We start from the raw sequence: 12,966 nt of genomic DNA on the forward strand, positions 1-12,966 counted from the left end.
GCGTACATCCCGGAAGGGCTGCCAGGTAATATCCGGGAATTCAGTAATCCACGCTTAAGACGTGGTCGGTGGTCGGTGATCGGTGATCGGTGATCGGTGATCGGTGATCGGTGATCGGTAAAATTGTAAATGTTTCATAACATTCTTTTTTAAAAGTTAATAAATAATTCCAAGGGGTCCAACCCACCGGTTTCTGAAATCAAGACCCATGCATGTTGTCTATATTCTTTACAGGACATATAATGCCCTGCTTTTTTTCCTTTTGCGCCATAGTATCCCACATACCTGTAGAATGCACAGACTTTTCTTTCCTTACTTACGCTCCTGCGTAAGTAAGCACCAATCTCTTTTCTTATTATCTGCGTACAAGATCAAGTGCCCGGTACGCCTTTTGATCTCCTCTCATCCGGTCCGGCATCACTGCCTTCCTCCTGTAAATAACACCGTTTATTTTCCAGATGTGTTGTAACGAAAACAAACTATGTATAAGCACTTGACTATAAAGCTACAAAAAATTATTGAACCTCCAAACAAAAAACATACATTATTTCTGATATATACAATCCATTCCTCATCTATCCACTTATTTCATAAAACAATTACCCTGTTTTACTTTTTATTTTGATTTCTCGACTCCTTTGTAAATTACAAATATTGTATACTGGAATTGTGCCTGGAAATGCCTGACTCTATAAATTCTATGTTTACCTTGTCCCACCGGGCCGATTCAATAGATCTTACACTAAGAATTTTACCAATTTACAGCCCGCTGCAATGTGGTCCGTAGGACAGATATCGCAATCTTCATAGACTCGGTACGGTACATATAGAGAATACACAATGACCGGAAGGGGGATAGCATTTTTTTAAAAGGGTGAAATAAGGGGTAAGACAGATCCCTTTCCCACAAGCACATCCAATTCTTCCTTCCTCAGACGAATTGATCTTTGAAAGATTGTACATTGATTACCAACTGTCTATGACACCTCGAGGTTTATAACTTCTGACTTCTGACTCCCGACTTCTAGCTTCTAACTTCTGACTCGGAACTTTTCACTTACTACTAACTAATAATTTGCCTACTTCCAACTCTTATTAAGTACCCTCTGATTCGCAGTCAAAATCGACCCAGTTAATATCCCTTTTCAGTAGAGATAACGTTTTTTGAGCTTCCGGGTCATCCGAGGGATCAAATTGATATTCCCATCCCGCTGTAATAGGTAAACTCATTAATATCGATTCTGTACGACCATTACTTACCAACCCAAATTTGGTGCCCCGGTCCCATACCAGGTTAAACTCCACGTATCTTCCCCTACGGATTAACTGCCATTGTTTTTCCAATTCACCATAACCTTTATTACGTGTGGCTTCAACCTGCTCTTTATACAAAGGGACAAAATTTCTTCCCACATTGCATACAAACTCAAATATTTCATCCTTGTTCTTTCCGGTATTTTCATTCAGGTGGTCAAAAAATATACCCCCGACCCCACGGGTTTCATCCCTATGGGAAAGGTAAAAGTAATCATCAGCCCATTTCTTATATGTATCGTAAGCCGTATTAGTAAATGAGTCACAAATCGACTTTACCCCGTTGTGAAATTTCTTTGTCATTTCTACATCAATATAGTGTGGTGTAAGATCTACTCCGCCGCCAAACCACCATTCTCTGCCGTCATCCAGTTCAAAATACCTGATATTCATGTGTATGATAGGAACCATCGGGGAAATGGGATGAAGAACAATTGAAACCCCTGTCGCTAACCATTTTTCACCTTTCATACCCATTTCGCGGCGCATTAAATCCGTCAATTCTCCATGAACATAAGAAAAATTAACCCCACCTTTTTCAAGGAAATTGCCTTCCCGGATTACACGGGTCCTTCCACCCCCTCCTCCGGACCTGTCCCAATTATCTTCCCTGAAAACACCTTTACCGTCCAGGGACTCCAATCCACTACATATCTCATCCTGTATACTTTTAAACCCGTCTACTATTTGTTTTGAATCCACCATTACTTAAGTACTTCTTTTAATTGATTCACCACGTTTTTACTATTACCTACAAACAGCTGGTCATCAACTTGAATCACCGGTCGCTTAAGAAAAGCATAATGATCCAATACCAATTCCCGGGCTTTATCTTCATCAATATCTGAAGATTTTATTCCTCTTTGACGGAATTGCATACTCCTTCCATTGATAAGTGCTTTATAGGACCCCGTAAAAGAATAGAATAAATCAATTTCATCCTCTGTTAGAGCTGTTTCCTTAATGTTTATGAGCTCTGCGTTATCTTCATTTAACCCCAACTCTTTCAAAATCCGTTGGCAGGTAGAACATGTCTTTAGATACCAAACTTTTATTTCCATACTTTTGTATTTTTATTTTGCTAAAATATAATACAATGCCGTATCCACCGACAGAATTAATCAGAAATTCCGATAATAGTATTTATCACATCTCTTTACAACCCGATGATATTTGCCCGATAGTAATTACGGTAGGAGATCCTGCCCGGGTAGAACTTATATCCTCATATTTTGATTCAATCGAAAAAACGGTACACAAAAGAGAATTTAAGTCCTCCATTGGGTTAATCGGTAAAAAAAGGATTTTAGCTATAAGTACAGGTATCGGACCTGACAATATAGATATTGTCATGAACGAACTCCGATCTATCCACCAGGATGCACTTCAAAAAGGACTTGTAGATTTTTCAAAACTACAAATCATTCGTATGGGTACTTCTGGTTCTATAACCAATGAAGTAGGGGTAGATTCAATATTAGTGTCCCAAAAAGCCATAGGACTGGACAATGTACCGCTTTTCTACCATGCCCCTAAAGACACTCAATTCCTAGAAAAACTTAATTGGATACAACCATACCTGGTAAAAGCCAATGAGAAACTAATCACGAATTTCACTAAAAAATTTATACCGGGAACCACCATAACGGCACCCGGGTTTTATGGCCCCCAATTCAGGGATATAAACTTGAAACCCAAATTTTCACTAAGCCAAATATCTCAAATAATGAAAGAGCAAGGCCATTCCATAACAAACATTGAAATGGAAACAGCAGCCATATATTTCTATGCGCGTCAATTTGATTATGATGCTATATCCATTAGTGCCATACTGGCCGATCGTGTTCATCAAACTTTCTCAAAGAATCCGGATAAGATGATAGAGAAAATGGTAATATCATCCCTGGAAATAATTGAGAGTCTGTAATCTAATCCCGTAACGACACAGATAACCACAATTAATGAACGCTGAAACTTAAATACAAATTTGTCACTTTCTCAGGTCATGCATGATCCAATGGTTTGAATCCGTAGGGGGCAGAAGCACCAAGGTCTTACTATTTATTCATTACCTTTCTTGTAATCTGCCAGGAATTTCTCCAAACCGATATCCGTGAGAGGGTGTTTCAAAAGTCCCGTAATAGAAGAAAGCGGACAGGTAACCACGTCAGCACCACTAATCGCAGCATCTACGATATGTTTGGAACTGCGGATAGAAGCCGCAAGGATTTCGGTATCAAAATCCTGGATAGCATAGATTTCTGCAATCTGACGGATCAAATCCATTCCCTCCCAGTTGATATCATCAATGCGTCCAATAAAAGGGGAAAGGTAATTCGCTCCTGCTTTGGCAGCAAGTATAGCCTGGCCAGCACTAAAAACCAATGTACAATTTGTTTTAATGCCATGGTCAGAAAACCACCTAAGTGCTTTTACTCCTTCTTTGATCATCGGTACTTTTACAACAATATTATCAGCTATGGAAGCAAGTTCTTTCCCTTCATTTACAATTCCTTCAAAATCTACACTAATTACTTCCGCACTAACATCACCATCAACGACATCACAAATTTTAGCGTAATGGTTTCTTATATTTTTTGTACCTGTAATTCCTTCTTTCGCCATCAAGGATGGATTCGTAGTCACACCATCCAATACCCCCAAATCCTTAGCTTCTTTAATTTGATCAATATTTGCTGTATCAATAAAGAATTTCATATTCGTTAAATTTTGAAGAACTAAATAAAAGTAGTTATTAAATAATAATGTCTATGGTTCAAGGCCTGATTCTTTTAAATGTTCAATGGAAATCAGACTTTAATACTAATACTAAACTAAAAAAATCAAGGGATTATATCAATACCTAATATTATAGAAAAATGAGAACACATGCCGTCCGCTACGACCGCTTACCCTTGCTGCGTTTCCACCCTGGGGGAGTTCAGCAGGAGCTGGACGCATGGTTCTCAAGAGTCAAAAGTAAGAATAAAAAATTGTTTGAAAAGAGTTATTAGAAGAAATTTTTCCAAACCGGTAAATGGGGAACCGGTGCTTCAATTGTAATTTCCTCTTTTTTAACGGGATGTGTAAAAATAATACTTGCACAATGCAGCGCTATGGACATATCCGGCATTTTGGAATTAGCATTGTATTTTACATCTCCTACAATCGGTGTATTCATAGATGCCAACTGGACCCTGATTTGATGCGATCTACCTGTAATAGGGTTAATTTCAACCAGACTCTTGTTGTTTATGACTTTCTCAACCCGATATTCCAAATAAGCCCTTTTGGATTGAAAGGAACCTTTTTTTGTTATAAAACTGATATTTTTTTTACGGTTCTTGGCAATGTAATGGGTTAATGTACCACTCATTTCTACAGGTACGCCCTCTACTATAGCGTAATACTTCTTCTTTACCAACCTATTTTGGAATAATTTATTCATCCGGGGCAATGCTTTGGAAGTTTTACTAAAAATCAAAACTCCACTTACGGGACGGTCCAATCGATGATTAGGTCCCAGGAAAACATTTCCAGGTTTATTATATTCGTGTTTAATATAATCTTTAAGTATTTCAACCAGGGTTTCATCACCTGTTTCATCACCCTGAACTAAATACCCTGCAGGTTTATTAATCGCAATGAGATGATTATCTTCATACAGAATTTCTGCTTTATTCAAACTATTATATATTTAAATAAAAGTCTTTTACTAATTCCCTGTATTCTTTAGTATATGCCCCAGTAGAGGAACTTCTGATCGTCAATTGTTCTTTTACCACATTTTTCACCGGGTGAATAACAAAGTCCAATAGCAATCGCTCTGCAGGCTTTTGATCTGTGGGTTTGACAGCTGTAACTGCATTGAGGTAAAAACCGTATTGCTCTGCCATTTCAATAAACCTGTATCCTTCCAGGTCGGGCAGGATCAGACTAAAATGTCCTTCTTTACTCAATACATTTTTTACGGAGCGTAATAAGTCACTATGGGGAAGTTTTACAGTATGTCTCACATTATTTTTTGCCTGACTTTCAGACAAAGTACCACCAGTAAAAAAAGGAGGATTACTAATAATCAGGTCAAATTTATCATTAACCTCAGAAGCGAAATCCTGGATGGATTGATGAACTACCGATAATTTCTCACGCCATGGGGCAAGATTAATATTTTCCTTTGCCTGATAAAAGGAAGCTTCGTCTATTTCTACCCCAGTAATATTTGTTAACTCCGTACCTCTTTGCCCCAGCATAATAGCTATGATTCCTGTTCCCGTCCCAATATCTAGTGCGGTAAGTTTATTATCCAAATTTGCCCAGGCCCCCAACAAAACACCATCTGTGCATACTTTCATTCCACACTGATCCTGGTTTATAGAAAATTGCTTAAACTCAAATACATCCTTTTTCACCTCAGTCTTCATTCTTATCCAATATTAGTTTATAAATGCAAATATCTTAATTTTCAATTAAATACACCTGAACGTACTTTATTTTTGCGTCAACCGAATTGAAATTTAGTATAAATCATTACATTTGCCAAAAATAATTAAGAAATGACACAGGAATCTTCTAATACTAAAATATCCAAAAAGGCGGCCACATTATTTTTCTTAGTTTCACTGGTTCTTACAATATTGTTATTACTTTTCATCCCTTCTTTTTTCTGGGTTCCACTTCCATTTGTTTTGACGTATGCAGTAGTTGCATTGGATAAAATTTAGCATTTTCAAGGGTATTATTCTTTCATCAATACCGGAACCATACAGAGCCAGGAAGTTTTAATATCCCAGGATTTTCATCATTTCGTCTGCAGTTTGTTCTTGACGAAAAACGTAATCAACATAATTTCCTGTACTATCCCTGTCAATCACAATGGTTTTGGGTGAAGGAATTAAGCAATGTTTTATGCCCCCGTATCCACTGATGGCGTCCTGGTAAGCACCAGTATGAAAAAACCCAACATACAGCGGTTCTTTCTTGTCCGAACCATTGGCTGCCGGCATAAATACCTGTTGGTTTAAGTCTTCAGAATTGTAATAATCAGAGTGGTCACAACTTATACCTCCTATATTGACATTGTAGTATTGCTCATTCCACTTATTAATAGGCAGTAGAATAAATTTTTCAAATATACCCCATGCATCCGGTATGGTATTGATTAGACTATTGTCAATCATATACCACCTCTCAGCATCGTTTTGCATTTTTTCTTCCAATACTGTAAAAATAGTGGCTCCACTCTCCCCTACGGTATATTTACCAAATTCTGTAAAAATATGGGGGTCATCAATACCCTCACTCTCACAAGCCTCTTTTATATTTCGTACGATCTCCCCGATCATATATTTGTAGTCGTATTCAAACCCTAAATTATTTCGAATTGGGAATCCACCTCCTATATTCAGACTGTCAAGAGTCTTGCATTTTTTCTTCAATTGGGTATATAGAGAAATAGCCTTTTTAAACTCCCCCCAATAATACAGTGTATCCTTGATTCCTGTATCCACAAAAAAGTGCATCATTGTCAAGGTAATGTTTTCCATATGAGCAATGCGATCTTCATAAAAGTCAATTATTTCAGAAGGCCTTACCCCCAACCTCGAAGTATAATATGCTGACTGGGGTTCTTCGTTTATGGCCATACGGATTCCCACTTTTATCGGACGGTCAATCCTTGAATTCAATCGGTCCAGTTCTGACATTGAATCCAAAACAACAATGGAGTTTTTAAACCCATCTTTTTGAAGTCGAACGATATTTTCAAGGTATTCATCTGTTTTATAACCATTGTGGACAATAATTATATTATTATTAATATCCCCTGATTTATACAGTTTGTATATGATATCTATATCAAAAGAAGAACTCGTCTCCAGGTGAACTCCAAACTCCAGGGCCTTCTTAATAACATGTTCAAAATGGCAACACTTGGTACAATAACAATAATAATATTTGCCTTTATAACCGTTTTGCTTGATACTACGGTTAAATAAGTTCTTTGCCCTTTTTATCTGTTCACCAATTCTCGGTAAATATGTCAACTTAAATGGGGTCCCGTACTTCCTGATAAGATGCATTATGGAAACACCATGAAAACTCAATTCCCCTTCATGAAGGTCAAAACCATCCTGAGGAAAATAATAGGTCTGATCGATAAGATCAAAATAGGTACTCTTCATTCAATAATTTTCGTTTTGTTGTTTTGGTTTACTGCACCAGTAATACAAGCTTATAGCCTTAAAACCAGGACAAAAATATTATTTATTATCTATAAATTCCTACATCAAGAAACAAAAAAATAGCCTTGGAAAATAATTTTCCAAGGCTAAAAGTTAAAATGCAATTCGATATATCTTTCTATTTTACATAGTATATTTTCCTGTTTACAAATTTATCATCAAAAAGAAACCGGACAACATAAAATCCTGATTGCCCAAGCATATTCTCATTTACCGAATATTCAGTAAGAACCTGGTCTACTGATTCATTATAAACCATTTTACCCGATACATTAAAAATTTGAATATCACGTACCGGCTTATCTTCCGTATGGAGGTCAAAACGGGTAGTCCGCGTAAATGGATTTGGATACGGTTCGGATATTTCAAGATTATGATTTACATCTCCCGCTCCCTTTTCAATAGTTATTGTCATGGATTCCTTCATTGTATTGTCAGCATAAAATTCCGGAACCACTTTAGTATCTATGAATATATCTCTGGTGTCAATACTTTTTTCGCCGTTTTCCTGTAGGATGATGTAGAACACGGGTTGACCATCCACAATCACTGGCTCCGAAGATTTGTTAAACCACGAAATGCTTAATCCTTCATTCGTCAAATCAAAATCATCAGGCTGTATCCCAATTATATCGGATTCGATACCCATCCAATCCGAGCCAGAATTATTTACCAATGAAAACTGCATAGATTCTAATTCCCGGACATTGTCCAAATAGACCGGAAGTTTTGTAATTGACTCTTTATTAGTTATTGGTTTAATCGATATATTCTGGTTGATAGAAGCAGACCTGCTTTTTGAACGGACCTTGGCACTAAAGTTTACATCACCTTTTTTTACCCCAATAAAATGCAACATAGATTTATATTCCATATCACTTGAGATATTAGATGATTCTTCCATCTTTCGATTGAAAAACACCCAAGATCTCCCAGGAATCTGATCAGTATGATTCAGGACTAGCTTTTGAACCATAATAACATCCAGTATTGTAATCCTACCATCATCATTAATATCAGCGGCATATTTCTCATACATTGTTTTGGGTTGTGCCTTGCCAGATGCAATTCTGTATATATATAATGCATCAAAAGTGGAAACGCCATTGGACACATTGTCATTCTTGTCTGGTTTAACGATGAAATTTCCATTGGTATTAGGGAAAATTCCAAGGTCATATGAGCCACTGATATTGGTTTGATTTCGCTTTAATTCCGAATGATCTCTCATCAATCCTACCGATACGTCGTTAATTGGCTGGCCCTGCGGCGTTGAAATCGTTCCGATTATCTTGCTCACTGAATTCGGACAAACCCCATTCGGGTCAATTACTTCCAGCACAAACTCCTTGTAAATCCCTATCCCATTGGGATCAATCACCCAAATTTCTACAATATTCGACCCTAACTGGTCACAACCGTAAACCAGGCTTGTTTTATCTTCGGATGGAGGAATGGGATTTCCATTTCCATCCACCTGTCCCTGGCCTTTGTACTGGATCAAAATTGTAAAGTCAGAATCTGTACAAGGATGATTAATCCGGTATTTAATTTCATTTTTGGTCAAAACTTCATTTACATCTGATAATTCCACCGTAATGACTTCGGGTACATCAATTGAAAAAGACTCACAATAACTAACCTCAAAATCATAATTCTTCCTTACAACATTATTACACAAGTCTTTCACTTCTACTTCCAACCGATATTTTCCAGCGCTCAAATCATTCCGTTCTATATGGATTCCGCTACCACTTATCACATCCTCGTATCCATTATCTATACTATACTTCAATGTCCAATTTATTATCAAATCCTCTGGCGCAGTGCAATCATCAGTAATTTCGAGTTGTGTATCAAGTTTCCCGGTACATCCTTGTTCAATACACAAATCTGCAAAGCTGGTAATTAGTATTTCAGGCCCATTATTATTCTTAATAAAAATTTCTTGTTCAAATTTAGGTAAATAATACGGGTCCTCTTCACACCAATCACTTATTTCCCAGGTTCTTATTATTTTATAGCACACACCTTCTTCTCCTTCGATCAAAGTAGAGACTTCATCCGTATATGCAAAACCTACATCCCGGCAACTGGGATATTTCAGTTGTGGACCTACTGCTTCTATTTCTTCCAATGAACAATTGTATACTGTGGTATCTTCAAATGGCAACTCAAAATCTTCTATCCTAAGCCTGCAATCTTTTTCAATAATGATTTTTTGTAACAAAGTAGTCACTTCTTCCCCATCAGTTTCTCCAGAACAGCCGTCAGTGACTTTGAAGGTTCTTTCAATCCAACCTTCCCCGCACTCGTTAAGAAAGAATTCTACTGACTCACTTACATTTACTTTGCAATTATCCATGATATAACCATCTACTATCCAATCAGTAGCCTGTACATAAGGTGTACTCCCACTTGTACTGCAGACAAACTTATCTATCCACGTTGTATCTCGCTGATTAGGACTATTCGCATATTTGCCAAATACGGATAAATTTCCTTTATCTACTTCACTTCGGTAATTAGCGTTATAGGTATAACAATTCATTGTAATGTCAGGTAAGGCTGCTTTTACGGTCGGTTTACTGCGATCGACAACTTCCACTTTGGCTACAAGCGTGGAATAATTACAAAATGCATCGACCGCTAAAAATTCAACCCACACACCGTCTTTGCATACATCTTCACAACAAATCGGAATTTCATCGGAATAACCATATTCGATAATTGATTCAAGACAGGAATCACTATCTGTAGAAAATTTCTTGTAAGCGAAATCATAACGATCACGGATGTTACTTTTTATAGTAGAATCAGCGGTATATCCACAAGCTGTTTCCCAATCTACCCGTCTAGCCAATAATATATTCATAGAACAATTATCAAAAGTCCCTTCGTCGAATCTGTTGATATCCACCCAAATGTCAGATTCATTACCAGTCAGGGATACATTGACATTTTCCTTCAATACTATGGCCGGCGGGGTTTTGTCTTCGAGTACCAATACGATAGTATCTTTGCCAAAATTATTACAGTCATCATAAGCAGAATATTCAATTAAGTATTTTCCAATTGATAAATTTCGAAAGCGTACATCCGGATTTTCTTCGTCAGTAAAGAAAACTTTTTCATTTCCTTCCCGGCCCCATTTAATTGATATTTTGGAGGAGGCTTGCGCTGAACAATCTTCGATTAACTCCGGAATCGGAAAATCTCCTTCTGCTCTGCACTCTTCCACCACAGCCCCTTTGTAAAATGTGGGATATTTACCATTTGAATTCAGCCCATCAACATCAGTATGCATTTCCATGACATATTGCTCCGAATCAAATCTGATACTGGGACCCACGGTATCAATCACATTGATAATTTGTACACATTCCATTTCTAATTCTTCACCGGTATCTTCATATGAAACTATCCTCCATGTTCTTTCAACCTCCATTGAAGCACCACATCCGGGACGTTCTACATCACTATAGGTGGCGTAAACTTTGCAATAGGGATCCTCCGAATAAATGGTTGTCCCATTAAACGTCGGAGTTCCCGTTTTCATAGGATCTTTTAAATCGTCTACATGATCACAAATGATCGAAGTATCCTCCGGACAAAGTATTTCGTCAAACACTATCTTTTTAAGAAAAATAGTATCCGCACATTCATTAAAATTTCCACGGGTGTCGGTTACTCGCCAAATTCTCTCAATAAATCCTTCAATATCTGGATGGTCATCTACATCGACCCATTCATATTCATTGACTTTTAGTTCGTATTTCTCATTACACCCGGGTATTACCTCCGGAGCACCGAATTCAATATTCGTCGGGTCATATGCCCTTGGATCACTACATAATATAGAATCATTACTGCAAACTAGCTCAGGAGCAGAATTATCCTCCAGAATAAGAGTAGAACTGCAGGTGATCCCAGTTTCTTTATGACGGATTGTAGCACGAATTTCCCTGCCCCGAAATTGTTGGGGTACAGGATTTGGAAGCTCAAAATTGTCAACGACTAATGTAAATTCAAAATCATCCAGACATTTTATCTTCCCGGATGAAATCACTTCATTGATATCAACATACCTTTCACAATCCGGCCCAAAATCAGCATAAAATGTACTATTACAATTGAGATTCATTCTATTCAGGTCTTTATCGACGTTAACCGTTATGGTATCCTGAAACCCGATCAATGCAGAAAAATTCGCACCTATCAATACAATCTTTGTGATTCCCCTGTAATCCTGGTTCCAAAAAACTTCAATAGACTCCCCAGATGGTGAATCCATAATCTCCCCTTCCCCTTCAATAATCTCCCAATAAATCCCCGTACCGGAAGGTACATCCATATCTATTCCATACGTATTCGAAGTTCCCGGACAAGCCACTTCATCACCAGTTATGATATCATTAAATATTTGGGCCTGAACAGATAAGGTGCAAATTCCAAATATCATAAATACTTCTATTATCCTGAATACGGACTTTCGAAGATTATTGTAATTTTTCAAGTACATCTCGGTTGCATTTTATTCAATGCATCTGAAACAAATATTATGCCATTTTATAATATGTATATAAAATGAATTCAAATAGTAATAATTTAACTAAAATCACCATATGATAGTTATTATAAAAATGAAGTTGTTTAATAATGAATGTTACAATTAATGATATGTGCTTGATTCTTCCCGACAGGGATCCCAATGGGACAAGACAAAACTCATTTTGAGTTTCATCCCCATAGGGCTGGGACGAAAAATAGAATCAATTAAATCGAATATCGTTACCCACCCCGGTAACAGGTCTATTCCACGAAAACATGTCCTCAAGGGTGTTAAAAAAAAGGTATAGGACTATTATTTGAACCTAATTTGATTTTGCACTATTTTTAACTATGAATTTTAATCCGTTTCATGGATGAAACGTCGATAAAATCTCAGAAGTCAAGGCCAACCTACCGGATATTTCTTTTATACGATAAGAAGTATGTAAGTCAATTCTCTCGGGTCGATATATATACTTTAGCATTCCCGTCCTTAGTTTTACCGTAGATTCTCCAACTTTCACCTACTTTCCTCTTTTTGTAGTTCTGCGCTTCTTCCCAGCTGATCTTGTCTCCGTTCAGGTAAAATTCCGTGCTTTTATCCCCAAAGATTTCACGTTCATTTGGTGTAGGAGGGGGTGATGGCACCTCTGATTCTTCCGGTGATGCAGGTACGGGAGGGAGTGGCGGCGGTATCTCCAATTCTTCCGGTGATGCAGGTACGGGAGGAGGTGGCGGCGGTATCTTTGATTCTTCCGGTGATGCAGGTACGGGAGGGGGTGGCGGCGGTATCTCCGATTCTTCCGGTGATGCAGGTACGGGAGGAGGTGGCGGCGGTATCTCTGATTCTTCCGGTGAT

At 37.7% G+C, this 12,966-nt stretch carries 9 protein-coding genes and 1 other RNA gene; 2 read left to right on the plus strand and 8 right to left on the minus strand.

The window, feature by feature from the left end; translation table 11 throughout:
• Positions 1-1,095: 1,095 nt before the first annotated feature.
• Together hemF and LVD47_RS09550 are read right to left on the minus strand one after the other, a co-directional pair.
• Positions 1,096-2,019 carry an oxygen-dependent coproporphyrinogen oxidase gene (gene hemF, locus LVD47_RS09545; RefSeq protein WP_236975556.1) on the minus strand — a complete coding sequence of 308 codons (924 nt, stop codon included), beginning with the start codon at positions 2,017-2,019 and terminating at the stop codon, positions 1,096-1,098.
• Entirely contained in the window at positions 2,019-2,375 is a 357-nt protein-coding gene (locus LVD47_RS09550; RefSeq protein ID WP_236975558.1) for an arsenate reductase family protein, read from the minus strand. The genes hemF and LVD47_RS09550 overlap by 1 nt, the downstream gene beginning before the upstream one ends.
• 35 nt (positions 2,376-2,410) lie before the next feature.
• Between LVD47_RS09550 and LVD47_RS09555 the strand changes: the two genes are divergently transcribed.
• A complete protein-coding gene (locus LVD47_RS09555; protein ID WP_236975559.1) occupies positions 2,411-3,241 on the plus strand; it encodes a nucleoside phosphorylase in 831 nt (276 codons plus the stop codon).
• 134 nt (positions 3,242-3,375) lie between these two features.
• On the opposite strand, the gene fsa is transcribed toward LVD47_RS09555, so the two are convergent.
• From fsa to LVD47_RS09585, 6 genes are all read right to left on the minus strand, one after another.
• Positions 3,376-4,032, minus strand: a complete 657-nt coding sequence (gene fsa / locus LVD47_RS09560) for a fructose-6-phosphate aldolase (RefSeq protein ID WP_236975560.1) — start codon at positions 4,030-4,032, stop codon at positions 3,376-3,378.
• 156 nt (positions 4,033-4,188) lie between these two features.
• An RNA gene (gene ffs, locus LVD47_RS09565) (signal recognition particle sRNA small type) lies at positions 4,189-4,286 on the minus strand.
• 38 nt (positions 4,287-4,324) lie between these two features.
• Positions 4,325-4,999: an RluA family pseudouridine synthase gene (locus tag LVD47_RS09570; RefSeq protein ID WP_236975561.1), complete on the minus strand. Its 675-nt coding sequence runs from the start codon at positions 4,997-4,999 to the stop codon at positions 4,325-4,327.
• Between the two features lie 4 nt (positions 5,000-5,003).
• The gene (locus LVD47_RS09575; protein WP_236975562.1) at positions 5,004-5,738 is read right to left on the minus strand and encodes a tRNA1(Val) (adenine(37)-N6)-methyltransferase; all 735 of its coding nucleotides are present in this window, start codon (positions 5,736-5,738) and stop codon (positions 5,004-5,006) included.
• A 357-nt stretch (positions 5,739-6,095) separates the two neighbouring features.
• Complete coding sequence (locus LVD47_RS09580) at positions 6,096-7,496, minus strand: type III PLP-dependent enzyme domain-containing protein (RefSeq protein ID WP_236975563.1); 1,401 nt, start codon at positions 7,494-7,496, stop codon at positions 6,096-6,098.
• A gap of 178 nt (positions 7,497-7,674) precedes the next feature.
• Positions 7,675-12,078: a T9SS type A sorting domain-containing protein gene (locus LVD47_RS09585; RefSeq protein WP_236975564.1), complete on the minus strand. Its 4,404-nt coding sequence runs from the start codon at positions 12,076-12,078 to the stop codon at positions 7,675-7,677.
• 621 nt (positions 12,079-12,699) lie between these two features.
• On the opposite strand from LVD47_RS09585, the gene LVD47_RS09590 reads away from it, so the two are divergent.
• A partial coding sequence (locus LVD47_RS09590) for a hypothetical protein (protein WP_236975565.1) occupies positions 12,700-12,966 on the plus strand: 267 nt, incomplete at its 3' end.

Source organism: Membranihabitans maritimus, assembly GCF_021729145.1.
GTDB classification, from domain to species: domain Bacteria; phylum Bacteroidota; class Bacteroidia; order Chitinophagales; family Saprospiraceae; genus Membranihabitans; species Membranihabitans maritimus.

Excerpts from the sequence above, each read along its gene's own strand:
- LVD47_RS09555 (WP_236975559.1), top strand. The coding sequence starts at position 2,411 with ATGCCGTATCCACCGACAGAATTAATCAGAAATTCCGATAATAGTATT.
- LVD47_RS09585 (WP_236975564.1), bottom strand. The coding sequence starts at position 12,078 with ATGTACTTGAAAAATTACAATAATCTTCGAAAGTCCGTATTCAGGATA.
- LVD47_RS09550 (WP_236975558.1), bottom strand. The coding sequence starts at position 2,375 with ATGGAAATAAAAGTTTGGTATCTAAAGACATGTTCTACCTGCCAACGG.
- LVD47_RS09580 (WP_236975563.1), bottom strand. The coding sequence starts at position 7,496 with ATGAAGAGTACCTATTTTGATCTTATCGATCAGACCTATTATTTTCCT.
- hemF (WP_236975556.1), bottom strand. The coding sequence starts at position 2,019 with ATGGTGGATTCAAAACAAATAGTAGACGGGTTTAAAAGTATACAGGAT.
- LVD47_RS09575 (WP_236975562.1), bottom strand. The coding sequence starts at position 5,738 with ATGAAGACTGAGGTGAAAAAGGATGTATTTGAGTTTAAGCAATTTTCT.
- fsa (WP_236975560.1), bottom strand. The coding sequence starts at position 4,032 with ATGAAATTCTTTATTGATACAGCAAATATTGATCAAATTAAAGAAGCT.